This is a genomic window from Mucilaginibacter sp. P2_D11 (assembly GCF_056404435.1).
Genome location: NZ_JBFUEA010000008.1, coordinates 70,508 through 96,382, shown reverse-complemented (window position 1 = coordinate 96,382; position 25,875 = coordinate 70,508). Strand labels below are relative to the sequence as shown.

Below are 25,875 nucleotides of genomic sequence, written 5' to 3'. Positions count from 1 at the left end.
CTGTTCAAGTGTCTACACTTGAACGTAAGCATTTGTAAGCGTCCACGCTTACATTCATAAAACTCGTGAGCGAGGACGCTCACAAACGTTATTGCGACAAGTGTGGACACTTGGCGCGGCGTTGAGAAATTGGGGCTATTTTGCTTCTTTCCTCACCCTGTCTGCCGACAGGGTGAGTCAAATATGCGAGCGACAAGAAACACTGAATAATACATAGAAACAAATTGAAGAAACAAACACTCTTATTTATACAGGCATTGCTTAACAGCTATTCCATTGTGTTTTTTTCTCAGGATAATGTGCTGGCTGTTTTATTGCTGGCCGTCTCTTTTTTCGACCCATTGGCGGGCTGCGCAGGCCTGTTTGCTGCCTGTTTCTCTTTGGGCCTGTTAAAATTATCAGGCCATCGGGCCGATACCATACAATCGGGCCTTTACTCCTTCAATTCCATATTGGTGGGCATCGGTTTTGGCAGTTTCTATCATTTCAATGCCGCATTTTGCTTATGGCTGGTGGTGGCTACCATCCTTACGGTAATGCTTACCGTAAGCCTCACGACAATATTGGCAAAGCGCGGCCTCCCGGCCTTGTCGTTGCCCTTCGTCATCGTATTTTGGATGGTGCTCCTGGCAGCCAACGGTTATGCGCAACTGCATCTTTTGCCCAAGGAGAGCTATCTCCTTAACGAACTTTCGGCAGCAGAAAACACCAACCATTACCAACTTTTCACAGCGTTGAATGCCATACCGCTGCCGTTTTATGTAAAGTTATTCTTTAGGGCGGTAAGTGCCATCTTGTTTCAGGATAGCGTTTTTGCCGGGCTGGTTATCAGCGTGGGGGTATTCATCCATTCGCGCATCAGTTTTAGCCTGCTGGTGCTTGGTTTTATATCGGCTTGCCTGCTTAATTCCGTGGCGCATATCTATCCTGATGGCCTTGGCCATTACCATTTGGGCGTTAACTTCATGATGGCCTCTATGGCGCTCAGTGGCTTTTTTACGGTCCCCTCTTTGCGCTCGTACCTGTTGGGCATTGCCATCATACCGCTAGCTTATCTGCTTACCGGCGCATTCACGGTACTGCTGGATGCCAGGCACCTGCCCATCCTTTCGCTGCCTTTCTGCATTATCGTAATCGGGATACTATATTTTTTAAATCTGAGACAGCAACCCGGCAAACTACAGTTGGTTGCTTATCAGAATTATTCGCCCGAGGCCAACCTTTACCAATATCTTAACGGACAGGAACGCTTGCATAACCTCAATTATCTTAACCTGTCGTTGCCATTTATGGGTAACTGGAAGGTGTCGCAAGGTTATGAGGGTGGCATTACCCACAAAGCCGGATGGGGCCAGGCGCTCGATTTTGTGATTACGGATGAAGACGGCCAAACTTTTAAACTACCCGGCGAAGCACTCCCAGATTTTTATTGTTACAACAAACCAGTTTTGGCCTGCGCCGATGGCCTGGTAGAAACCGTAATAAACCATATCGATGACAACCCCATCGGCGTGATAAACGTCCTCGAAAACTGGGGCAATACCATTGTTATCAAACATGCACCGGGCCTGTACAGCAAGGTATCGCACCTTAAACAAGGCTCAGCAAAGGTAAAGCCCGGCGATGTGGTGAAACGCGGCGATATACTGGCCCTTTGCGGCAACAGTGGCCGCTCGCCCGAACCGCACCTGCATTTCCAGATGCAGGCAACGCCTTACGTGGGTTCTAAAACCATCGCTTATCCTTTTGCTTATTACCTGCAGGAGACTGCCGGTGGCCCCGCATTCAATAGCTTCCAAACCCCTGCTGATGGCGATACGGTGAGCAATATCGATACTTCATCTGCGTTGAGACAGGCTTTCTCTTTCCAACCGGGCTATGTGGCCAAAGTAGCATCGGGCAGCCATACCGAAACCTGGGAAGTATTTACCGATACGCTGAACCAAACCTATATTTACGACCACCAAAGCGGCGATATTGCTTACTTCATCAGTAACGATACCGCCTTTTATTTTACCGCCTTTTACGGCGGCAGGGCGTCGTTACTCTACCATTTTCAGCTGGCGGCGTTTAAGGTTATCTTTTCTACCGATGCAGCGGTGATGGCACACGATGTTTTTCCCGTAGATATTGCAGGCAGCAAAGCCGGGCTATGGCTGCACGATTTGGTGTCGCCATTTTACCGTTTCATCCGGCGCAATTACCAGAGCAAGGCAAAGCAAGGCGGCAACGATATAATCGTTACCTCCACCGGCACCAACAAAACACCGGGTGGCGAAAAACAACTTATGCAGGCACAGGTACGAATTGCCGGCAACCAGATTACCGGCTTCACTATCGATCTATCGGGCAAAAAAAAGGAGGCAGTATGGCAAGCATAAAGTACTTACTTATTACCGTGCTGGCAATGACCTGCTGCATGGCCAAGGCCCAAACGGATAGCTACCAAAAGGCCGACAGCACCAGCTATGCGCTTTATTTGGCGGGCAACTGGCCACAGCTGATCAGCTATGGCGAAGCAGCTGTAAATAACCATACCGATTTCCCCCTGCTGAGGCTGCGCATCGCCTACGCCCGGTTCATTACCGGCAACTATGGGGCAGCATTGAACCAGTATCAGCAGGTATTGAAGCACGATTCACACAACCAGGCGGCAAACTACTACGCCTACCTTTGCAACCTTTATCTCAACCGCGATGATATGGCCGCTTATCACCTGGCCGTTATAAACGACACTACCTTTAGTGCCAAACCATCGGCAGTTAAAGTACTCAGCGTTACGGCAGAGCATGGCTTCCGGTCTTCCAGCAATTATTTCAGGGGGAACGGCCATTATACCCGTTTCGGACTGGCCACGCAACTGGGTTACAAACTCAGCCTCGACCAATCTTTTATCCATTTCGGCCAGGGAATTACCTTCCTCAATCAAAACAGGCTGTTGAGTAACCCCGTAAAGCAATTTGAATACTACGGCAAGCTTAATTACGCCCTCAGCAGCAAGCTGGCTATTTTTGGGGCATACCACTACCTCAACACTAAATATAGTAGCAGCAGCACCTTCAACAACAGCATAGGCATCGCCGGCATCAAATACTCAACCGCGTACGCCGTGTTGCAAGCCGATGCCAGCACGGGGACTATCGGCACCACCAATGCACAGCAATACAACGCGCAGGTAAGTATATACCCTGCCGGGAACCTCAATTTCTACACCATCTCAAGGGGGAGCCTGCTGCAGCAGGGCAGCAGTAATTTGGCTTTCAGTCAAACCCTGGGCGCCATGATATTCAACCATTTTTGGCTGGAGGGGAACGCTACTTTTGGTAGGCTGGATAATTATTTAGATACCGATGGTTTGTATGTTTATAATGCCATAGATATTATTAAATTTAAAACGGGCGGTACGGGGTATTATCAATTGAGCAACCATATACTTTTATACGTGAATTATACGTTTGAGCAAAAAAACGATTATTACCGCAACGCTAATTATAACCTGCATTCGGTAACCGGGGGCCTTACATGGAAGTTTTGAAAAAGTTACTTTGCGTAATTATTTGCCTGCTGGCGATGGTACAGGCCAGGGCACAATCTGAAGCCGCTTTGCAGCGCGCCTACAAAAGTAGTTATGCCGAAGAAGCTAAAAAAGACTACGCCGAAGCCATAAACGATATCAAACCCTTTTACAGCGATGGCAATTACGAAAGCAACCTGCGCCTGGGCTGGCTGTATTTCCTCAGCAAAAACTACACCGCATCAGAAAATTACTACGCCAAAGCCGTACGTATAAAACCCAATTCCATCGAGGCGAAATTCGGATATATCAAACCGCTCTCCTTATTGGCCAGCTGGGATAAAGTACTTGCCCAGTACGCAGCCATTTTAAAGATAGACCCCCAAAACACGCAGGCCAATTACTGGGCAGGCATTATATTTTATAACCGCAAACAGTACGATGCCGCCAGCAAATATTTTTTGAAAGTGGTAAGCCTTTATCCTTTTGATTACGATGGCAATCAGATGCTGGGCTGGGCCTACCTGATGGCAGGCAACAAAGCCGCGGCACGCACCTATTTCGAGCAGGCGCTGATTATTAAGCCCGATGATACCTCCTGTTTGGATGGCTTGATTAAGGCGAGGAATTGATTGATACACTGGGCGGAGCGACATCATTGATTTCGGTTCAAAGGCAGTAATCCACCATATGATATACTGCTCGTAACGCTGAATATGCAGCGCACGAGCACCGGCAAAAGGCAACGCAAATATCTGCGTTGCCTTTTCTATTTGGTTTCCGTTGGTACAGTGCATCCAATACCACTTGCAGATGATGCTGATTCGCCCGCGATGATAAACCTCTTCCTCAACTCCAGCGGCTATGTCTAACATTTCTATAAATAAAACTTGACGACATTACATAAATCCCTCCCTCCAATAAGACAGTTAAGGACAGTTGAATAAACCGTTAAACTTAATATTGTTGCGGTAAATAAACCTGCCATTGAGTAAACCAAGCGTTAATAATTCAAAAAAATCCATATACAATGTCTGCTAATACAACACAATTCAAGCACGTAAGCTACCTGTGGGACGATGAAAAAGCGGCGGCCTTAGCCGGCGATGAAGTTGCCCTGCTGATATACCGCTCTAACCTGCTGGGTGCCGACCTGCGCCTCACCAACTACGGCGGCGGCAACACCTCCTGCAAAGCCACCGCCAAAGACCCATTAACCGGTCAGGATGTGGAAGTTATGTGGATAAAAGGCTCGGGCGGCGACATCGGCACGCTTAAAAAAAGCGGGCTTGCGGCTTTGTATGTAGACAGGCTGCGCAGCCTCACCAACGTGTACCGCGGCATCGATTATGAGGATGAGATGGTAGAACTTTTCAACCACAGCATTTTCGACCTGGCCTCTAAAGCACCATCGATAGATACACCGCTGCACGGCTTTTTGCCCTTCAAACACATCGATCACCTGCACCCCGATGCAGCCATTGCCATAGCAGCCGCGAAGGATGGCGAACAAATAACCAAAGAACTATTCGGCGGCACCATAGGCTGGGTAGGCTGGCAACGCCCGGGTTTCGACCTTGGCCTGCAACTGAAACAATGCCTGGATAACAACCCCGGCATACGCGGCATCATGCTGGGTTCGCACGGTTTGTTTACCTGGGGCGATACTGCTTACGAAAGCTATATCAATACCCTGGAGGTAATTGAGCAATGCGCAGAATACCTGGAGCAGAACTACGGCAAAAAAGCCCCTGTATTTGGCGGCCAAAAATTACAGAGCGCTAGCGAAGAAAACCGCAAGAAACAGGCAGTGGCCCTGGCACCTGTGCTGCGCGGTTTCTGCTCGTCAAACACTAAAATGATCGGGCATTTTACCGATGATGCCCGCGTGTTGGAGTACATCAACTCGAACGATTTGGAAAGGCTTGCCCCAATGGGCACCAGCTGCCCCGACCACTTCCTACGCACCAAGATCAGTCCGCTGGTTTTGGAATTGGATGCAGCAGAGGACTTGTCTGATGTAGCTGCTATCAAAGCAAAACTCACCCCGGCATTCGAAGCCTACCGCGCCATGTATGGCGAGTATTATAACACCTGCAAACACGCCAACAGCCCCGCCATACGCGATGCCAACCCAGTGGTCATACTTTACCCCGGCATAGGCATGTTCACCTTTGCAAAAGATAAGCAAACCGCAAGGGTAGCTGCGGAATTCTACATCAACGCCATCAACGTAATGAAAGGTGCCGAAGCGATATCAGAATATACCTCCCTGCCGCGTCAGGAAGCATTCGATATAGAATACTGGCTGCTGGAAGAAGCTAAACTGCAGCGCATGCCTAAGCCAAAGGCATTATCGGGCAGGGTTGCCCTTATCACTGGCAGCGCAGGCGGCATCGGCAAAGCAATCGCCAAAAAATTCGTAGAAGAAGGCGCCGCAGTGGTACTGAACGATATGAACGCCGAACGCCTTGCCGGAGCAGGCGAAGAATTTAAAGCCAAATTCGGCAAGGATAGTTATACCACTACTTTGTTAGATGTAACCAAACAGGAGCAGATTGATTCTGCATTTGCCGATGCTACGCTGGCCTTCGGCGGGGTAGATTTGATCGTGAACAACGCGGGCCTTTCTATCTCCAAAAGCATAGAAGGCCACCAGGAAAAGGATTGGGACATCCTGTACGATGTGTTGGTGAAAGGCCAGTTCTTCGTAACTCAGGCGGCGGTAGCCATCATGAAAAAACAGGATAACGGCGGCGACATCATCAACATCGTAAGCAAGAACGCATTAGTTAGCGGCCCCAATAACGCCGGTTACGGTAGTGCGAAAGCGGCCCAGCTGCATCTGAGCAGGCTGAACGCGGCCGAGCTTGGCCCTGATAAAATACGCGTAAACGTGGTGAATCCCGATGCCGTAATCAGCGATAGCAACATATGGGCCGGCGGATGGGCCGAAGGCCGCGCTAAAGCCTATGGTGTTACCGTTGAAGAATTGCCTGCTTACTACGCAAAACGTACCTTGCTGAACGAAGCTATCCTGCCAGATGACATCGCCAATGCCTGCTTCGCCTTTGTTGGCGGCTTGCTGAGCAAATCGACCGGCAACGTGCTGAACGTAGATGGCGGTGTAGCGGCGGGTTTCGTAAGATAATATACACACAAAGCAAAGCAGACTGACCAATCCGCTTTGCTTATAAAATAAACCGAAAATGCAATTAGAGAAGCATTTAATTGATGAGCATAACCATCAATTATTAAAAAAACACAGCCGTAATTTTGAGCATGTTACCGCCGATATCGACGGCCTTGATAGCGTATTAACCAAATTAAAGGCCTTTAACGTGGCCATACCCAGCTGGGCACTGGGCACGGGCGGTACGCGTTTCGGCAGGTTCAGCGGGGGCGGCGAGCCGCGCAGCCTGGAAGAAAAACTGGAAGACGTGGGGCTGATACACGCCCTCAACAAATCGAGCAATTCCATTTCCCTGCACATCCCCTGGGATATCCCGGATAACGCAGCCGCCATAAAAGCTCTTGCAGCGCAACTGGGCCTGCATTTCGATGCCGTGAATTCCAATACCTTCCAGGATCAGACCAGCCAGCAGCATAGCTATAAATTTGGCTCGCTACACCATGTAGATAAAGCCGTGAGGCAGCAAGCCGTAGAACATAACCTGCAAGTGGTAAAATACGGCGTGGAGCTGGGGTCGAAAGCCTTATCGGTTTGGCTGTCTGACGGGTCCAACTTCCCGGGGCAACTCAACTTCAGGGGAGCGTTCCAAAACACGCTGGAGAGCCTGCAGCAGATTTATGCCGGCCTGCCTGATGACTGGAAAGTATGGGTAGAATACAAACCCTATGAGCCGAATTTCTACTCTACCACCATCGGCGATTGGGGGCAATCGTACCTGCTGGCATCTAAATTAGGGCCAAAAGCAAGTACATTGGTTGATTTGGGCCACCATTTGCAGGGCACCAATATTGAGCAAATCGTTTCTATTTTGCTGATGGAAGGTAAACTGGCCGGCTTCCACTTCAATGATTCTAAATACGGCGACGATGACCTTACCGTAGGTAGCATCAACCCTTACCAGCTGTTCCTGATATTCAACGAACTGGTTGAGGGCCTTGATGCCCGTGGCATGGACCACGCCACCGGCATCGGTTGGATGATAGATGCATCGCATAACGTGAAGGACCCGATAGAGGACCTGCTGCAATCGGTACAGGCTATAAAAATAGCCTACGCACAGGCTTTATTGGTTGATAAAGCTGCTCTGCAAGCCGCACAGCAAAGCAACGACGTGGCCCTGGCGCAGGAGGTATTGCAAGCCGCTTACCGTACCGATGTAAGGCCCCTGATTGCTGAGGCATCCCTGGCAAACGGCGGTTCGCTGGATCCATTGGCAACTTTCAGGAAGCTGAAAGTGAGGGAACAACTAATCGCACAACGCGGCTTAAAAACGGTTGCTACCGGCTTATAAAAACCACAGCATATGAGCGCAACGCCGGTTATAGCCGTATTTGATGTTGGGAAAACCAATAAGAAGCTGTTCCTTTTCGACGAGGATTACCGCATCGTGTTCGAGCGCACGGCCCGTTTTACCGAAACGGCAGACGAGGACGGTTTTCCCTGCGAGAATATCGAGAGCCTGCGACTATCGCTTTTCGATTCGCTTACCGAGATATTCAGGCAGAAAGAATTCCTGGTAAAGGCCATTAATTTTTCGGCATACGGAGCAAGCTTTGTGATGATTGGTCAGGATGGGCTGCCCAAATGCCCTTTGTACAATTACCTGAAGCCATATCCCAACGGGTTGGACAGTAAGCTTTATGCCAAATACGGCGGCGAAGAGCCATTCAGCGTGCAAACCGCCTCCCCACCTCTGGGCAACCTTAATTCGGGGCTGCAATTGTACCGTTTGAGGGACGAGCAGCCCGACCTGTACAAGGATATCAAATATGCCCTGCACCTGCCGCAATACCTCAGCTTTTTGCTCACCGGCGAATACTGTAGCGACCTGACCAGCATAGGCTGCCATACCGCCCTTTGGGATTTTGAACAGAACCGCTACCACGAATGGGTGCAACAGGAAGGCATCATAGCCAAGCTTGCCCCCGTCGAGGCTACTAATAAAACTTACCCCGCCCTATCGCCGGGCAGCAATTATGCCATAGGCACCGGCCTGCACGATAGTTCTGCCGCGCTTATCCCCTACCTGGTAAACTTTACTGAGCCATTCGTGCTGATATCTACCGGCACCTGGTGCATCAGCCTTAACCCTTTCAACCATGCGCCATTGACCGCCGAAATGCTTAAGCAGGATTGCCTCAGCTACCTCGATTACCAGGGCAAACCGGTAATGGCATCCCGGCTTTTCTCGGGCTTCGAGCACGAGCAGCAGGTAAAACGCATAGCAGAACATTTTCATTGCGATGCGCTCATCTTTAAATCCTTGCCTTTCGACAGGGATATGATGAGCAAGCTCAAATCACGGATAAATATCGATACCAGCTTCGCGGAGCGCGACCTGTCGACATTCGCTGACCAAGGCGAAGCCTATCACCAACTAATTGCAGATTTGGTAAGGGCGCAAATATATGCCACCTCGCTGGTGTTTACAGATGCGCCGGTGAAAAGGATATTCGTAGATGGGGGATTCAGCAAAAACAGCATATTCATGAACTTGCTGGCCCTGGCTTTCCCGCATATTGAAGTTTTCGCGGCATCCATGGCCCAGGCATCGGCCCTCGGCGCAGCGCTGGTACTCCATAAAAAATGGAACACCAAACCCATCCCCAACGATATCATCGAACTGAAATATTACTCGGCAAGCCAGGGGATGGAATTATAAACCTGCTTACAAATAAAAGGCCGCTCTGTCGCAAAACAAGGCAGCCTTTTCATAAACAAGCATTTATTAAACCAGTGGCGTAGCCAACGTTACTTCGCGCGCCTCCAGCATCGGCACAATCCGGCCCAGCACTATCGTTTGAAAATGTTCCGAAGCCCGGTGTACGGCTACTGCCGCCTCGCTATTATAGGCTTCAAATAATATAAATTTAATAGTGTTGGCATCTGACTGGCTTTGGTTCACCTTGTAGGTGGTGACAAGATATTGACACCATTCCATAATTCACAAAGACCTGATTAAGAAGACATTGCAAGTGTTCACGCTGTTCACGCGGCGCAGCGTGAACACTTAACATCCTCATTTACTGCAAATTACCTGATATTAGGCTATTAAACCGCCTGGCCAGCTATGATGCTATTCACCGTGTCATTCATGTCCATCGCGAGGCGGTCGGCTTGTTCGGCGGTTGCGGCTTCGGAATAGACGCGGATGATAGGTTCGGTGTTCGATTTGCGCAGGTGCAGCCAGGCTTTGCCAAACTCAATCTTCAGGCCATCGATGGTGCTATGCGGTTGGTGCTTATACTGTTCCTTTACTTTCAGCAGCAGGCCGTCGATATCCATCTCCGGGGTTAGCGTAATTTTGTTTTTGGAGATATGGTAATTGGGATAACTACTGCGCAATGCTGATATCGTTTTATCCGATTTGGCCAGATGCGTAAGGAACAGGGCGATACCCGCCAGCGCGTCGCGGCCATAATGTAACTCGGGGTATATTACCCCGCCATTGCCTTCGCCGCCAATAACAGCGCCAACTTCTTTCATTTTGTTTACCACGTTTACCTCGCCTACGGCTGCGGCGTGGTATTCGCCGCCCGCCTGTTCGGTAACATCGCGCAGGGCACGGGTACTGGACAGGTTTGATACCGCGTTGCCCTTGGTATGCTGCAATACATAATCGGCCACAGCTACCAGCGTGTATTCTTCGCCGAACATGCTGCCGTCTTCGCACACAAAGCAAAGCCGGTCTACATCCGGGTCTACCGCTATGCCCAGGTGGGCTTTCGTCTTCAGCACTTCTTCCGATAGGGCCACCAGGTTCTCGGGCAACGGCTCGGGGTTATGGGGGAAATGGCCGTTGGGTTCGCAATAAAGCTCATGGATGGTATCCACGCCCAAGGCCTTCAGCAAAGCCGGCACGAATATGCCGCCCGTAGAGTTTACGCAATCTATCGCGATGCTGAACCCGGCTTGTGCTATGGCTTCTTTATCTACCAATGGCAAGGCCAGTATCTTATCAATATGTTTTTGCAGGTAGCTATCATCAGCCGTTACTTTGCCCAGGTGGTCAACATCAGCATAAGTAAAGTCGCTGGCTTCGGCAATTTCCAGCACTTCTTTGCCGTCGGCATCGCTAATAAACTCGCCTTTGGCGTTCAGCAGTTTAAGCGCATTCCATTCTTTGGGGTTATGGCTTGCGGTGAGGATAATGCCGCCCGCTGCCCGTTCATCGGGCACGGCTACCTCTACCGTTGGTGTGGTGGATAAACCAAGGTCTATTACGTCGATGCCCAAGCCTTGTAGTGTTCCGATTACCAGGTTATTGGCCATCTGGCCCGAGATACGCGCATCGCGGCCCAACACTATTTTTTTGATGCCCGAGCGCTTTACCGCCCAACTGCCAAAGGCCGAAGTAAATTTTACGATATCCAGCGGCGTAAGGCCCTCACCTGCCGCACCGCCAATGGTACCGCGTATGCCTGATATTGATTTGATAAGTGTCATTGTTTTATTGTATGTGTTAATGTTGTTTATCAAGAACCCCTTAGGGTTCGACGTCGGTATCATATCAATGTGCAAAACAAAATCGTACCGTTAGGTTAACGTCATTATTTAAGCAATTTTGGCGCCCCATAGGGGTGAAAGCTTTGTAGCAAACCACCCCCCAAAACGATGAGTGCCGTAGGTACTCAACAAAATGGGGTTCAACACCTACGGCGTTGTCTTACCTTTTCTATGTTTTTCTACAAAGCTTTAACCTCTACGAGGTTGCCACCCTTACCTTAATAACATTGGCCATCGGTACGAAACCCGCGATATTGCGTACCTAACGGCACGCTAAATTGTATGCTATTTGTTTTCTACCGACATTTTGCACCTACGGCGCAACTCTACCTCAGGCAAACCACGTTGTCGTAGCTATTAATCGTTAAATTTCCATCGCACAAAAGCTTCGATGGCTTCATATTCGGCCAAGCCGAGTTTGTTGTACATGCGGGCAGTTTCCTGCGTGCGCTGCTCTGCCCTCACCCAAAATTCGCGCGCATCGTCACCGGGGAACACCGGTACATCTTTTTGCGATTGGTGTTTGAATATCGCCAGCCGCTTGCGTATCACCTCCTGCGGCGACAGCGGCACAGCCATCTCTATCTCGTGTATCTCAAACTCGTGCCAGGCACCGCGGTAAAGCCATATCCAGCAATCTCCGGTCCATGCTTCGCCCATGCCGCGCAGCCGGTTGAAAGCCTCGAGGAGAATCTCGAAGCATACTTTATGCGTGCCGTGCGGGTCGGCAAAATCGCCGGCGGTGAATATCTGCTGCGGCTTTACCTCGCGCAGCAACTGCATAGTTTGGTTGATGTCGTCTTCGTACGACACGTTTTTGTCGAATTTGCTGCGGTCGTAAAAAGGCAGGTCCATAAAGTGGATGCGTGGGTCGGGCAGGCCGGCAAGGCGTGCACCGGCTATGGCCTCGCCTTTGCGCACCAGGCCCTTTACCGTGCGTATAGCCTCGGTATCGCTTTGATTGGGCTGCTTGCTTTTAAAGAAGGCCGACATGCTGCTGTACAAGTCTGCCAGATAAGCGGCATCCTGTCCTTGCGAGCGGGCAAAATCCATGGCAAACTCTATGTAGCGAAGCACTTCTTCGTCCCAAACTGCCGTATTGCCCGATGTTTGGTAGGCCACGTGCACCTCGTGCCCCTGGTCGGCCAGGCGTATGAAGGTACCACCCATAGATATGACATCATCATCCGGGTGGGGCGAAAATACAATCGACCGCTTTACCGCAGGTTCGGCACGCTCGGGTCGCTGGCTGTCGTCTGCACCCGGCTTGCCCCCGGGCCAGCCGGTAATGGTGTGCTGCAACTGGTTGAATATGCTGATGTTGATATTGTAAACCGGGCCAAAGGCCGTAGCCAGCTGCGCCATGCCATTGTTGTTATAATCGGCCTCGGTAAGTTTCAGGATGGGCTTGTCTACCTGCCCGGCCAGCCATATCACTGCCTTTTTGATGAGCGCATCGCTCCAAACGCAATCTTTCACCAGCCAGGGCGTATCAAAGCGGGTAAGCGCGGCGGCGGCCTCGGTATCTGTTACGAATTGCGCATTGGCCGAGCCCTGCAGGTAAGTGGCAGGCACATCAGCCGTTTGCTCGCCCTCCACAGCCTTGCGTATAATGGCCGCTTTCTTACCGCTCCAGGCCAGCAGGATAATTTCCCTTGCTTTATAAATGGTGCCTATACCCATGGTAATGGCTTTGGTGGGCACATTCTCCTTACCGCCGAAATCTTTAGAGGCATCGCGGCGGGTAAGCTCATTAAGGGTTACCAGCCGGGTACCCGAATTGGGTGCCGAGCCGGGCTCGTTAAAGCCGATGTGACCGGTGCGGCCAATGCCCAATAGCTGCACATCTATGCCGCCGTAGCTGTTTATCTTTTGCTCGTAGGCCAAGCAAAAGGCAGGGACATCTTTCTCAGCAAGCGTGCCATCCGGGATGTTGACGTTGCCCATATCGATGTCTACATGGTCGAACAGTTGTTCTTTCATAAACCGCACGTAGCTTTGCCCTGCATCCGGCTGTATGGGGTAATATTCGTCCAGGTTAAAGGTTACCACGTTTTTAAAGCTGAGGCCTTCCTCGCGGTGCAAACGTATCAGTTCGCGGTACACTTTTACGGGCGATATGCCGGTGGCGAGGCCAAGCACGGCCTGCTTTCCTTCGGCTTGTTTTTGCCTGATGATAGTTGCGATTCGTGCCGCCACATCACTACTGGCAAGGGCATCGTTATCGTATATGGTAACGGGTATTTTCTCGTAGCGTGTTTCTTCGAGCAGGTTCAGCAGCATATTATTTTATATCGTTGGTTTGTAAATATTGTTCCCAGGCCCAGGCAGAGCGCATCATTTCATCTATGCCATGTTTGGCCTGCCAGCCCAGTTGCTGAGTTGATTTGCGCACATCGCCCCATACTTTTACGATATCGCCGGCGCGGCGCGGACCAATGCGGTAATTGAGCTTTACCCCGGTATTTTCCTCAAAGGCGCGTATCAGTTCCAATACGGTATAACCGGTGCCGGTGCCTATATTGAATACATCGTAGTTGGAACTACCCTCCTGTTTTTCGAGCAGTTTAAGGGCAGCGATATGCGCCGCAGCAAGGTCTACCACATGTATGTAATCGCGGATGCAGCTACCGTCGGGCGTATCGTAATCATCGCCGAAGACCGTGACGGGGCCGCGTTTACCTGCTGCGCTTTGGGTTACATAAGGTACCAGGTTTTGGGGCACACCCGATGGCAGTTCGCCTATCAATGCCGAAGCATGCGCGCCCACCGGGTTAAAGTACCGCAGCGAGATGATGCGTTTAAGGCTATCGGCAGCGGCAATATCCTGCAGCATTTCTTCGGCTACTTGCTTGGTATTGCCATAGGGCGATTCGGCCTTTTTTACCGGCGCGGCTTCGTTCACGGGCAATTCATCCGGCTGGCCGTAAACGGTGCAGGATGATGAAAACACCAGGTTGAGCCGCCTGCCCTCGAATACCTTCAGCACATTGAGCAGCGAATCGAAGTTGTTGCGGTAATACTTCAGCGGCTCGGCTACTGATTCTCCAACCGCTTTGTGGGCCGCAAAATGGATAACGCCTGTTATGTCTTCATTATCGGCAATCAGTTGGGCCAGTTGCCATTCGTTGCAGAGGTCGATGTAGTGGAAAGCCGGCCTTACGCCGCTTATTTTCTCTATCTGGTCCAGTATCCCGATGCGCGAATTGCTCAGGTTATCAACTATTACGGGCTCGTAGCCGGCGCATAGCAATTCCACTACCGTGTGGGAACCTATATAACCAAGTCCACCGGTTACCAATATTTTGGTCTTCATGTCTGTCTGTTTTTTAGAATCCGCTATCGTCCAGGGCAAAAGTATTTTTACGATCCTTCCATTTGCCACGCGTAAAATCAGGGAACTTCTGCGGTGCATTGCCTTCTTTCAGCGATTTTTCTGACAGCGGCGTAATCACACTCATGGTAAGCGAATCGTACACATCTATTGGTGTTTGTTTCTTTTGCTTAACCGATTCTACGAAAGCGTTGAACACAAACCAGTCCATGCCGCCGTGGCCAGCGCCTTCTGCCAGATGTTCGTTCTTTTTCCAAAGCGGGTGGTCGTATTTCTCCAGCCAGGTGTCGGCCCTGTCCCACAAATCGTCCTTGGCCGATTTGCCGTCGATATAGATGGCGTTGTTCACATCCATCCATAAGCCCTCGGTGCCCTGCACCCTAAAGCCCAGCGAATATGGCCTTGGCAGGTGTGTATCGTGGCTAAGCATTACGGTTTCACCATTGGCGCAATTGATCATGGTGGTGGTAACGTCGCCGTTTTTGAAGTTGATTTTGGCATTTTTGTTCCCCGGCGAAACCTTTTCGATATAGGTATTCAGCCCCCGTGATTTGGAGGAGAACGATACCAGGTTGGTAAAGCGGTTGCCGCGGTTGATATCTACATAATTCATTACCGGGCCGGCGCCGTGGGTGGGGTAAATATCGCCGTCACGGTCTATGTTCCATTGCGTGCGCCATTGCGCCTCGCCCATGGTGTTAGGTCCAAACTCGCCGCCTTTGCCGTTGAAGCTTTTGCCATCGTTGAATAATATGCCGCGCAGGTCGTGCTGGTAGCCGCCTTCCAGGTGCACAATCTCGCCGAAGAGGTTCTGGCGCACCATATTCAAAACGGCCATTACATCGCGGCGGTAACATACGTTCTCCAGCGTCATGTAAGGCATTTTGGTTTCTTCGTGTGCTTTCAGTATATCCCAGTGGTCTTTTTCGGTTATACCGGCAATTACCTCGCAGCCCACGTATTTGCCGGCGCGCATGGCATCTATGGCCTGGTCTTTATGAAACTGCCATGGCGTGGCTATGATAACGCCGTCTATGTCCTTGCGCTCCAGCAGTTTTTTATAGGCATCCAGCCCGCCGGTGTACTCTGCCGGGAGTTTTTTGCCGGCTTTTACGAACTGCGCACGGCAGTACTTAAGTGAGCTTTCCTGTATATCGCAAATGGCTACGATCTCTACATCATCGCGCAGCAGGCCCTCGCCTATGTGGTTGCGGCCGCGCAGGCCAACGCCTATATAACCCAGCCTTACTTTGTCGGCGTTCTTGCCAAATAAAATACCCGAAGGTAAAATTGTTAAACCCGCTATGCCTGTGGCACTGCTCTTAACAAAATCTCTACGATCCATATAATTTTAGTTTAATTGATGATTGTAATTGTCCAGTAAGCGTACTACGGGTTTCCTGAGTTTATGCCCCCAAAAACTGTAGTACAATATAATAAGATATGATGGTATCAGGATGATATAAGCATGGGTGCTGCCCAGCCAATCCGCCAGCGCACCGTAGCCCAGCGGCACTATGGCACCGCCCGCAATACCCATGATAAGCAGCGAGGAACCGATTTTGGTAAACCTGCCCAAACCCGCTAATGCCATGGGCCAAATGGATGGCCATACCAGGGAATTGGCCAGCCCCAGCAAAGCCACGCATAACACCGATACATAGCCATGCGTCAATATTACGGCTACCGAAAGCACCAGCCCCAGTCCGGCAGATAGCTTCATGGCCGTTTCCTGGCTGAAGTATTTGGGGATGCATAATATACCCACGACGTAGCCGATAAGCATGCAAGCCAGTGTACAACTGGTGAAGAATTTGGCCGTTTCCAGCGGGATAGCCTGGCTGTTGCCATAATTGATGATGGTGTCGCCCGCTATAACCTCTACGCCAACGTAAAAGAAAAGCGTAACTACACCCAGCAACAGGTGCGGGAACTGCATGATACTGGTTTTGCCGGAGTTGCTTTGGGCGGTGCTTTCGTCCTCCTGATCAGTATCTACCTCGGGTAACCCGGAGCGGTAGATGACCACTGCCAATATGATCAACACCACAAAGATGATGATGTAGGGGACGATTACCCTTTGCGCCAGCTGGTCCAGCTCGGCATTTTTGGCGGCTACGGCCATACCGGCTATCCTTGCTTTTAAGCCGTCGGCATTTTTAAGGGCCACGGCGCCCAGTATAACCGGGGCAAGGGCCCCCGCCACTTTATTACAGATGCCCATAATGCTGATGCGCTGCGCGGCACTCTCTGGCGGCCCCAATATGGTGATGTAAGGGTTTGATGCCGTTTGCAGCAAAGCCAGCCCCGAACCCTGCACGAACAGGCCGAACAAAAACAAGCCATAAAAACGACTGAGCGCGGCCGGTATAAAAATAAGCGCCCCTACCGCCATTACGGCGAGGCCTACAGGCATGCCTTTTTTATAGCCAATGGCTTTGAGGATGCGTCCCGAGGGGATGGCCATAACGAAGTACGAGATATAAAAAGCGGTGGTAACGAGGTAGGCTTCTGCGTTGTTGAGTTCGCAGGCCAGCTTAAGGTATGGGATGAGCACTGAATTGAGCCAGGTGATGAACCCGAATATAAAAAACAGCATACCGATGATGACTACCGGACTAAGGCGCGGTTTCTTTTGTATGCTGGTTGAAGTTGTTGTTTGCATGGGTTTGTTGGGTTAAGCTTTTGGGCATTTACCGAAAGTTACTGCCCTGAAAAACGCGCTTTGGTGGAAATCAGGCTCAGGGGCTTCTACCCTGCTCCAGCACAGGAAGTGGGGCTGTGGCAGCCCGTCGCCGCATTTGTAGAAGTTTACCCGGGGCTTTATCTGGCATAAAGATATGCCGGGGTGATAAATAAAAACCGAAGCAGGGATGCTTAGGGTAAGTTCCCAATAAGCATCTTCGCCCGATTCGTTTTTGATTACAGATTGCTTGCGGATGCTTTTCAGCACCTCAGCGGGGATGAACGTGCGCCCGTCTCTGCCCTCGCCATACATCATCATGCAGGTGCCTATATAGTTAAATTCGAGGTTGTAGTAGCGATTATCATCTTCAAAAGCGATGAAAAACTCCACGCAGCTATCCTCGTAAACCGGGTCGTTGTATTGGGTGTAATCTGCTTTAAGATGTTGCTCCTGCACATAAAACTTCAGGAAGATGTTCTCGCTATCGTGCGCAATGGCAAACGAGGCCTTGGGCGTACTGCCCGTTGCGCCCCATGGCAAATGGGCAATACGGTGGCGGCTCACCTCGTCCAGATGGACCGAAAGTATCTCCGGCGATGCTGCATCTAAGCCGGCAAGCCAGGGTATCGATGTATCTACCAGCGTATCCATCAGTTTTTTGCGGGGCTTAAGCTTTCTATTTCGGTTAATATCATTTGGTGCATCGCGATTGCCTTATCGTTAAGCAACTGAAAAAGCCTGAACTGCGCCCTGGCCCGCTGCAGGTTATGCCCAGGGAATTTGGTTTTGAAATACACATCGCCGTTGATATGGTCGGTAAGGAAACGCACCGCCTGCATAAAGGGCAGCAGCAAAGCACCTTTCATCAGCGACTCAACCTCTGCTTCGGTCAAAAACTTCGACGCTTCGGTTAGGTAGCCTTTTACGTAGGCCTCGAACAAAGGCATATTCAGCTGTATCTTATCCAAATCGGCTTCGTCTTCGGTGCTGGTATTGATAATGGTGCGTATGGCATCACCAAAATCATAGGCTACGTACCCGTCCATCACCGTCTCCAGATCGATAACGCACTGGGCTTTATCGTTGCTATCCAGCAGCACGTTGTTGAATTTGGTATCGTTATGGATAACGCGTTTGGGCAATGCGGCCACCTGTTCTGCCTGTTGGAAGTATTGCATTGATTCGGCGTACTTCGTTACGATATCCAGCTCCGCAGCAACCGAAGATAAGGGCCACGCTGCATCATTGGCAACGGCTTCGCTCAATTGCTGCAAGCGGTATTGTATGTTGTGGAAATTGGGTATCACCTCAAATATCTCGCCCGGCGCAATATCCGATAGCATGTACTGGAACTTGCCGAATGCCTTGCCGCCCTCGTAGGCCTGCGTTGGCGTAGATACTACGTCGTAGCTTTTGGTATCGCCTAAAAAGTAAAACATGCGCCAGTAATCGCCGGCGCTGTCACGGTAGTAAAAACGGCCGTCGGTAGCGGGGATCAGGGTCATTACCTCTTTCAGCGGGTCGCCGGAGCCGCTTTGGGCCAGCTTGTCCTTTAAGTGCCCGGTTACCTTGCGCATGTTATCGGTGAGCTTCTCTACATTGGTAAAGATGTGGTGATTGATGCGCTGCAACAGGTAATCGGGCCCTGTAGATGTGGCGTTTTTGAGGAAAAAGGTATCGTTGATATGCCCCGACCCATAATTACGGGCCGAATCTACCACGGCCGAACATTTGAAGTTGGCCACTACCTCTGCTATTTTGTTAACAATTTGCACTTATGTATGGTGTTTTTTGCCAGCCAAAAGGGGCAAGCCCTCCTTTGGCAATTTTTGTTTCTATAATGATATCCGGATGGCCTAAAGCCCGCCGGTTATTTTTTGTTTATTAATTGGTAAACAGGCAGGCGCTCGAGGCCAACCTGTTGCGTTAATGTTAACGGACCTTTAAATATACTTCCCTTATCGTCTTTCCATGTGCCTTTGGGCAGCTTAATTAATTTTTGCCCGTCTTTAGCCAGCACCGGGGCAACCAGGTACTTGCTGCCGAGCATAAACTGCCCTTTCACATCAACAAAACCCTGACCGGGGAACTCATATTCCATGCTGCGCACGATGGGTGCACCCGTAGTGGCTGCCTGTTTGGCCAGCTGCAATATGTAGGGCACGTACTTTTGCCTCAGTGCTACGGCTTGCTTTACGATATCAAGATTCTGCTTGCTCAATACCCGCCATGGCGCTACCGAAAATTGCATCATCGGCATCAAGGCAGAGCATTGGGCCGAGCGTACGATGAGTTCCTCGTCAAGCTTACCGCCATCGCGGAAGGAACCGAACTCGCCGCCGCCAATCATATCGGGGCAGGTGAACTGGTAACCCAGCAAGCTGGCGGTGGTTATGTGCGGGATGAGTTTCTGCAAATCTGTCCAGGTGTGCTGTTTATCGCGCAGGCGTTCTACCAGCGGCTCGCCGCCCATTTTCCACATGGCGCGGTACTCGTTCAGCGGGAAAGAGAGGCCAATCTCGCCCCATAATCTGCTTTGCTCGTTGGGCGTTGCAGATGCGAAGGACAAGGCATCGGGCGGATAGAAGTCGGCATCGCCGGCATCAAGCTTAAAACCATCCAAATGATAGGTTTTTTGCATATAAGCCAATCTTCCGGTAAACCAGGCTCTCGCTTCAGGATTGGTAAAATCAAGTACCGAGCTATAGCCGTTCCACCAAGGGATGATTGCGGGCTTATCGGTTTTATCGCCGGTAGCGGTCACATTCTGGTTATTGCTTAACAGCAGCAGTTTCTTATCGAGCAATTCCCTGAAAACCTCGGTATCCGGCGATACCAAAGGACTTATCCAAAGCATCACTTTAAAGCCCAGGCTGTGCAGGGTATCCACCATTGCGGCAGCGTTGCTGAAGCGGTCCTTCCTGAAATCGAAACGGCCATAATAATCGGCCCAGTTATCGTCAATCATCAACACGCCCGGAGGGAAACCGTTATCTACTATGGCCCGCGCATATTTCAATACATCAGCCTGGTTTTGGTTGTAGGTAAGCTCTATCCAGGTATTGTACTGCGGGCGACTGAACAGCAAGGTATCGGGCAATTTTCCCTTCGCGGGGAAAAACCGCTTGGAGGCATTGGCCGCAGCACCGCGCAGGTTGGTTGCCGTTGAATCGATAACCAGCGCGGCCTTAGCATTGCTTATCACCAGCTTACCTTCTGCGAAGGTGAACTTAAAGGGCTCTTCGCTCCATATAAAACGACCCTTGGTAGATACCAGCAAGGGTGCGGCCTGGTTGCCGCGCGTATCGCCAAACATGTTCAGGCTGTAGCCATCTTTAAATGGCATCAGGTGGGCATCGTTCACCGCACCGCCAAACCATTTCTCGCCATCTTTTATCAGGATGGTGGTTTGGGCTTGCAGTTGTACGGCCAAAAGGCAACACGCCAATATCAGGAAGAATCGCTTTCTTAAAACACTTATCATCTCAGGGCGCTATCAGTTAACTTTTATGGTGTGGTTCAGCTTGTTGTAGCCCGTTGCAGCCTCCCAAACATCGGCATTGGCAAGGCGGATGCTATACTCGGGGCGGGCAGCTATGCTTGCATAAGCATCGGGCAGGCTCAGCAGCATTTCGTAATCGCCTGCGGCCATATCTGCAGGTATTGCTATGCTTTCGATAATCTTGTTGTCGCCACTGTACCATTTGCGCACATCAGAAGCCAGGTCGAACGATTTGATATCGCCGGTTGCCTTATTACGCAACAGCAATTTAGCTGTACGCTTGTTATACGGCGATGCGTAGCCTTTGTTGGTGATGTTCAGCGTTAGCTCCATTTTGGTGCCGTGTACCACGTTGTCGGGCAGCACGGCGCTTTTCAGCACAAAGCGGTAGCCTAGGTTGCGTTTTACGTTGTCCATACAGCCGCCGTCCTGCCAATCGTTGGTCACCTCGGTATTGTAATGGGCGTTGATGAAGCTATAATGCAGCGCGGCCAGTTCGGCCTGTACCTGGCCGCCGGGTTCGCAATCGTTGGTGGGGCTGTACCCGTCTGAACAGGTTTCGCCGCCTACGGCCACAAATTTGCTGTCGGCTTTAAAATAATCCTTCAGTGTTTTCAGCACACCGCCATCAGAACTGCGCGGACTGGAGCTGTTGCCGTAATCTTCGTAAGTGCCAAAATCGTTACTGCTGGCCAGCAGGCAATCGTTGTGATAGGCCAGGCGTGCAATATCCGATTGGTTGAAGGCCTGGCTCTCGGTAAGCGCCGGGGAAGTAATCAACGCGTTTACGCCGAAGATGAAGCGCTGTTTTATCTGCGGGTAGCGCACCTGTACCATCCTATCGGATGGTACGGCATCCAGCATGGCTTTTATCACCTCTATCCTATCGTTCCAGTTGGCATCTGTAAGCTTGCCTTGGGTTGCGTTGGATGACGCATCGCCAAAAAAATCTGAATAGTATTGCTCACCCCAAACGCCAATGAAACCCAATTGCACTGCGGCAATAACATCCGCATTGGCCTGCAGTACAGGTTTCAGTTGCGCAATGTGGTTAAGGATAATGGTTTTAGGCGCATCGCCGTAAAGCGGACAGATAAAGCCCTCTGCGCAACCGCCCGGTTTTGCCGTAGTGGTATAAACAAAGCGTGGGATAAGCTTTACGCCTGCGCTGCGGGCAATGGCAAAATCCTTGCCCAGGTTATCCAAAAACGATGCGGCGATGGGTTTACTCAGCACATCATCCAGCACGTAGTAGCGGAACACCAGCGTGCTCAACACTTTATAATTAGCCGTTTCGATAGATTCCAGCGAGCGGTAGCCCTTCAGTTCATCCACGTTCAGCAAAGTATAACTGCTGGAATGCGTTTCAGAATAGCGGTAGAAGCCGCGCTCGGGGTTGGGGAAATCCTCGGTGCTTTCGGCGTAGGTAACGTTTATCTTCTCCACCTTTACCAGGCCGGGGTCGGTATCTTTGCACGATGGCGCCAGCAACGTTGCCATTGCAATAACAGCCATACCATATCGTGTGAGTTGTTTGATCATTATCTGAATGTTTTTTAAAGTTTGAAAAAAATGCCGCGTTTATACAGCCAGTAACACAGGCCCCACTCGGCCAGTAATGTCGCCAAAGCAGACACCAGAGCCGCTATGCCCGCAGGCAGGCCGAATAACAGGCTAAGCATTTGCCCGCTGAATATGCTCACCGCATGGTTTACCCATTGCACCCCCACCGTTTCGAAAAACAGGTAGATGAAGATAGCGTTCATGCCCACTACGGTGGCTACCCAGGCGTAGCGTTTGTATTGCTTCACATCTACCAGCCAGTAGGTTGCGGCAAGCATCAGCAGCACCCAACCGCCCGAAGCAAATGCGAACGAACTGGTGCTGGTGCGTTTGATGATAGGCGTTATGCCTGCCCAATCCAACCCGAATCCGATGGCGAGGCAAAGCAGCCCGGCAATTACCAGCGCTTTTATCTTATACGCAGGTGTTTGGGCCGATATCAGCAGCTTGCCCGCCAGCACGCCCCAGATGGTATGCGCCGCGGTAGGTATACAATTGATGGCCACCCAGCCGTCGGTATTTATCTTGCCCATCAGCAGGGTATCCATATACGAACCGAAATTGTGGCCCTCCACAAAGGGCTGGTCAAAGCCCGGCATCAGTATGGTGCGGTAAAGCACTTCGGTAAGCACTAATAGCGCTACCGAAAAACCCGCCTGAAATGTAAAAGAACGGTTGATGATGAGGTAAGCCAGCAGCGTGGTGAAGGATAGCTGCGTAAGCACATTCCAAAGCTCCCACACCGGGCGACCTGCATAAACGCAATGCAATGCCACGCCGCAGATGAACAGGCGCAGGCAGCGCAGCAACACATGCTTTAAATTACTGCCCGCGCTGATGCCCTTTTGCGCCTTGCGGCTGTAGGAGATATACATAGCGGCACCCGCCATAAACATAAACGCAGGTTGCACCAGATCCCAAAAACGCAGGCCATGCCACGGGTGATGGAAAAACTGATTGATAAGGCCTGTGGCAGGCTGCGCGGGGTTAACGTGCTTTATCGCTTCGTAAACCGCGCAGCTTTCGCCGCAGAGCAGTATCATGATGCAGCCGCGCATCACATCAAGGGATGCAAGGCGGCCGTTTGCCGCTTTATCAGCAATTGCGTTGGTGGTCATTCTTTCGGTGCCGGGTGTATATCTCTTTTTGCCTGCTTGCTTATTCGCTCATATCCAGGAAGTAGCTGTCGCCACCTTCGTCAGGTGCATCGCCCAGTACTACACTCCAGTCGTTTTTGATAGCCTGTAAAGCAATACGTAAGCCCGAGCCGGTCAGGCCTTTCAGCTTGCCGCGTGCTATGCGTACTTCAAACTTCACCGAGCCGCCTTCATCTTTTACCGTGCCCACAGTATAGGCTTCGGCTATCGACTGCTGATCGAAAGAAAACGCAGTTTGCGCACCCGTATGGTAAAATATATCCACGCCAGAGGTAAGCAATTGCCCTTCGAGCAGTATATCGTAGCCGCCACCGGTGAATGTACCGGTAAGCAGACCCGTACCGGCATCGTTGTCAGAATCCATGTAGATGTCGAAGATATTGGCATCGGCTTTTTGGCCGGCCATTTCGCCGTACAGGTAAATATAGTTGCCGTCGTAATCGAACTTAACGTTCTGGAAGATGCCCTTCTTGCTGCCCAATGGCACAACGAACTTGGTTACGGTGGTCCAATCGGCCAGGGTGCCGTCATCAATCTTTACCGGCGATGTTTTGGCAATACGCAGCACGGTTGATGATTCGGCCGTTTTGCCGTTTACCGATGCGGTAAGCGTAGGCACATATTTGCCTTTGCCCGGGTAAGTGTGGGTAGGGCTGGCATCTGTAGAAGTGGTGCCGTCGCCAAAATCCCATTTATAGTTGCTTACGCCGGTGGTGGTTACCTTAAAGGTGGCCGTGCTGCCATCAACCGTTACGTCGTAAGCCAAATCGGTCTGTGGTACGTAATTATCCTTTTTACAGGAGCTTATGAATGTACCTGCCAGGGCTAGGCACATCAGGCATAAATGCGTTTTGATACTTTTCATTTCAGTATATATTTTTTGATTCCTGTTATCGTAATTTATGGATTTTGCGTGGCTTTAGGGTTGCTCAATATCTCATCAACCGGCAGGTAATAAATTATCCTGGCGTTGGTATAAGGCACCGTAAGGTTGGCATAACCCGTTGGTTTTTTGCTCAGGTCGATATCGGTTTCTTTTAAGCCGGCAATATGGTAGCCCCAATACGTTTTATCCAACGAGCGCTTGTTGCGGTACACATCGTAAGTACGCTGGCCTTCAAAAGCCATCTCAATACGTTTCTCGTCCAGTACCACATCCAGCGCGGTTTTGCCGCCGGGCAGCACTTTGTTGTACAGTGCACCTTCCAGGCCGCGGTTCTTGCGTATCATATCCACATCGTCCAATGCTGCTGCGATGGCACCGGTTTTGGCTTCAGATTCTGCTTTGATGAGGTACATCTCGGCCAGCCTGAACATAATAGGCGAACTAAGGTTAGGCCTGCCATCCTGGAACGAGAATTTGGTGATGTAGTACATTTCGATACCGTTCTTTTTCTGTACCACGCCCGCGCCATCTTTTGCAGCGGATATATACGCCCAGCGCACATCTTCGGGGTGGGCCGACATTAAATCGCGCAGCGAAGAAGAAGCGTATTCCTCTCCCCAGCCGGAGTTACCGTCTGAGTAAATCATGGATGCGATAGAGCCGAATTTGCCGTAATCGTCGGTCTGGGTAAAGGCTACGCAGAAAATTACTTCCGGGCTTGTTTTAGCATTGGCAAACAGGCTTGGATAAGTAGTTTTCGTAGCCAGCTGGAACTTGCCCGAGTTGATTACTTTATTGGCGTACTCCAAAGCTTTGGCGTTATCTTCTTTATAGATATTTACGCGTGCCAGCAATGCCCATGCAGCTTCCTGCGATGCGTATTGCACGCCGCGTGGTTGAGTCATCAGCGAGGCTGCTTTCTCGGCATCGGCTGTAACGGCATCGTAAACTTCTTTTACGGTAGAGCGTGCCTTTTGCGATTCGTCGGTTAGGTTGGTCCGCAGTATTACGCCGGGAGCAGTTGGGTCTACGCTGTAGGGTTTACCGAAGAGCCTTACCAGGTTAAAGTGGCAAAATGCGCGCAAAAAGTAGCACTCGCCCAGCAGCTGGTTGGTTGCGGCATCCGTCTTGCCCGATTTTTCTACCGCATCTATCACGGTGTTTACGCCGGTGATAATTTTGTACGATACGTACCAGAAGTAGCGTGTATTGCCCTGTGCGGGCGAATGTCCCAGCGTAAAGCTGTAGTACAGTGGGTCTGTAGTTACCTGGCCGCAAACGATATCGTCGCTCGCGAAGTCGCTCAGGTGGTAAAACTGGCGCAGGTACATGTTATTCTGGTCAACCGTACCGTTGAATTCTATGTGGTCTTTAAGCAGGGCGTAAGCGCCGTTAAGGGCATTGGTAAGCCCGTCGGTAGTGGTTACCAGGGTGCCGGTGCTTATGGCATCGCTGGGGGCAACCTCTAATTTCTTACAGCTGGTTGCCGCTATGAGGGCTATGGTGATCAGCGTGGTTATCTTTGTTTTCATAT

At 50.8% G+C, this 25,875-nt stretch carries 19 protein-coding genes; 6 read left to right on the top strand and 13 right to left on the bottom strand.

The window, feature by feature from the left end; all coding sequences use genetic code 11:
* Nucleotides 1–224: 224 nt before the first annotated feature.
* The 6 genes from AC1DXC_RS14060 (at nucleotide 225) to AC1DXC_RS14035 (ending at nucleotide 9,369) form a co-directional block, all read left to right on the top strand.
* Nucleotides 225–2,381, top strand: a complete 2,157-nt coding sequence (locus tag AC1DXC_RS14060; RefSeq protein WP_477459780.1) for an urea transporter — start codon at nucleotides 225–227, stop codon at nucleotides 2,379–2,381.
* Nucleotides 2,369–3,535 (top strand): tetratricopeptide repeat protein, encoded by a 1,167-nt coding sequence (locus AC1DXC_RS14055; protein ID WP_477459779.1) that lies wholly within the window; start codon nucleotides 2,369–2,371, stop codon nucleotides 3,533–3,535. The genes AC1DXC_RS14060 and AC1DXC_RS14055 overlap by 13 nt, the downstream gene beginning before the upstream one ends.
* Nucleotides 3,523–4,146 carry a tetratricopeptide repeat protein gene (locus tag AC1DXC_RS14050; RefSeq protein WP_477459778.1) on the top strand — a complete coding sequence of 208 codons (624 nt, stop codon included), beginning with the start codon at nucleotides 3,523–3,525 and terminating at the stop codon, nucleotides 4,144–4,146. Before AC1DXC_RS14055 ends, AC1DXC_RS14050 begins: the two co-directional genes overlap by 13 nt.
* Nucleotides 4,147–4,544: 398 nt before the next feature.
* Nucleotides 4,545–6,665 carry a bifunctional aldolase/short-chain dehydrogenase gene (locus AC1DXC_RS14045; protein WP_477459777.1) on the top strand — a complete coding sequence of 707 codons (2,121 nt, stop codon included), beginning with the start codon at nucleotides 4,545–4,547 and terminating at the stop codon, nucleotides 6,663–6,665.
* Nucleotides 6,666–6,723: 58 nt separating this feature from the next.
* Entirely contained in the window at nucleotides 6,724–7,998 is a 1,275-nt protein-coding gene (locus tag AC1DXC_RS14040; protein WP_477459776.1) for a sugar isomerase, read from the top strand.
* Between the two features lie 12 nt (nucleotides 7,999–8,010).
* On the top strand, nucleotides 8,011–9,369 hold the full coding sequence (locus AC1DXC_RS14035; RefSeq protein WP_477459775.1) for an FGGY-family carbohydrate kinase: 1,359 nt from the start codon (nucleotides 8,011–8,013) through the stop codon (nucleotides 9,367–9,369).
* Nucleotides 9,370–9,435: 66 nt separating this feature from the next.
* Here AC1DXC_RS14035 and AC1DXC_RS14030 read toward each other — a convergent pair whose 3' ends face one another.
* The 13 genes from AC1DXC_RS14030 to AC1DXC_RS13970 form a co-directional block, all read right to left on the bottom strand.
* The gene (locus AC1DXC_RS14030) at nucleotides 9,436–9,648 is read right to left on the bottom strand and encodes a putative quinol monooxygenase (protein ID WP_477459774.1); all 213 of its coding nucleotides are present in this window, start codon (nucleotides 9,646–9,648) and stop codon (nucleotides 9,436–9,438) included.
* A 110-nt stretch (nucleotides 9,649–9,758) separates the two neighbouring features.
* On the bottom strand, nucleotides 9,759–11,153 hold the full coding sequence (glmM, locus tag AC1DXC_RS14025; protein WP_477459773.1) for a phosphoglucosamine mutase: 1,395 nt from the start codon (nucleotides 11,151–11,153) through the stop codon (nucleotides 9,759–9,761).
* Between the two features lie 417 nt (nucleotides 11,154–11,570).
* Nucleotides 11,571–13,496 carry a glucosamine-6-phosphate deaminase gene (locus tag AC1DXC_RS14020; RefSeq protein ID WP_477459772.1) on the bottom strand — a complete coding sequence of 642 codons (1,926 nt, stop codon included), beginning with the start codon at nucleotides 13,494–13,496 and terminating at the stop codon, nucleotides 11,571–11,573.
* Between the two features lies 1 nt (nucleotide 13,497).
* Nucleotides 13,498–14,529, bottom strand: a complete 1,032-nt coding sequence (gene galE / locus AC1DXC_RS14015; RefSeq protein WP_477459771.1) for a UDP-glucose 4-epimerase GalE — start codon at nucleotides 14,527–14,529, stop codon at nucleotides 13,498–13,500.
* Between the two features lie 13 nt (nucleotides 14,530–14,542).
* Nucleotides 14,543–15,892 carry a Gfo/Idh/MocA family protein gene (locus AC1DXC_RS14010; RefSeq protein WP_477459770.1) on the bottom strand — a complete coding sequence of 450 codons (1,350 nt, stop codon included), beginning with the start codon at nucleotides 15,890–15,892 and terminating at the stop codon, nucleotides 14,543–14,545.
* A 6-nt stretch (nucleotides 15,893–15,898) separates the two neighbouring features.
* On the bottom strand, nucleotides 15,899–17,212 hold the full coding sequence (locus tag AC1DXC_RS14005) for a sugar MFS transporter (RefSeq protein ID WP_477459769.1): 1,314 nt from the start codon (nucleotides 17,210–17,212) through the stop codon (nucleotides 15,899–15,901).
* 12 nt (nucleotides 17,213–17,224) lie between these two features.
* The gene (locus AC1DXC_RS14000) at nucleotides 17,225–17,884 is read right to left on the bottom strand and encodes a carbohydrate-binding family 9-like protein (RefSeq protein ID WP_477459768.1); all 660 of its coding nucleotides are present in this window, start codon (nucleotides 17,882–17,884) and stop codon (nucleotides 17,225–17,227) included.
* Nucleotides 17,884–19,008: a phosphotransferase enzyme family protein gene (locus AC1DXC_RS13995; RefSeq protein ID WP_477459767.1), complete on the bottom strand. Its 1,125-nt coding sequence runs from the start codon at nucleotides 19,006–19,008 to the stop codon at nucleotides 17,884–17,886. Before AC1DXC_RS13995 ends, AC1DXC_RS14000 begins: the two co-directional genes overlap by 1 nt.
* Before the next feature lie 95 nt (nucleotides 19,009–19,103).
* Nucleotides 19,104–20,666 (bottom strand): glycoside hydrolase family 31 protein, encoded by a 1,563-nt coding sequence (locus AC1DXC_RS13990; RefSeq protein ID WP_477459766.1) that lies wholly within the window; start codon nucleotides 20,664–20,666, stop codon nucleotides 19,104–19,106.
* A gap of 63 nt (nucleotides 20,667–20,729) precedes the next feature.
* Nucleotides 20,730–22,277 (bottom strand): DUF4832 domain-containing protein, encoded by a 1,548-nt coding sequence (locus AC1DXC_RS13985; protein WP_477459765.1) that lies wholly within the window; start codon nucleotides 22,275–22,277, stop codon nucleotides 20,730–20,732.
* A 14-nt stretch (nucleotides 22,278–22,291) separates the two neighbouring features.
* A complete protein-coding gene (locus AC1DXC_RS13980; protein WP_477459764.1) occupies nucleotides 22,292–23,416 on the bottom strand; it encodes an acyltransferase family protein in 1,125 nt (374 codons plus the stop codon).
* A 40-nt stretch (nucleotides 23,417–23,456) separates the two neighbouring features.
* Nucleotides 23,457–24,320, bottom strand: a complete 864-nt coding sequence (locus AC1DXC_RS13975; protein WP_477459763.1) for a PKD domain-containing protein — start codon at nucleotides 24,318–24,320, stop codon at nucleotides 23,457–23,459.
* A gap of 35 nt (nucleotides 24,321–24,355) precedes the next feature.
* A complete protein-coding gene (locus tag AC1DXC_RS13970; RefSeq protein WP_477459762.1) occupies nucleotides 24,356–25,873 on the bottom strand; it encodes a RagB/SusD family nutrient uptake outer membrane protein in 1,518 nt (505 codons plus the stop codon).
* Between the last annotated feature and the right edge of the window lie 2 nt (nucleotides 25,874–25,875).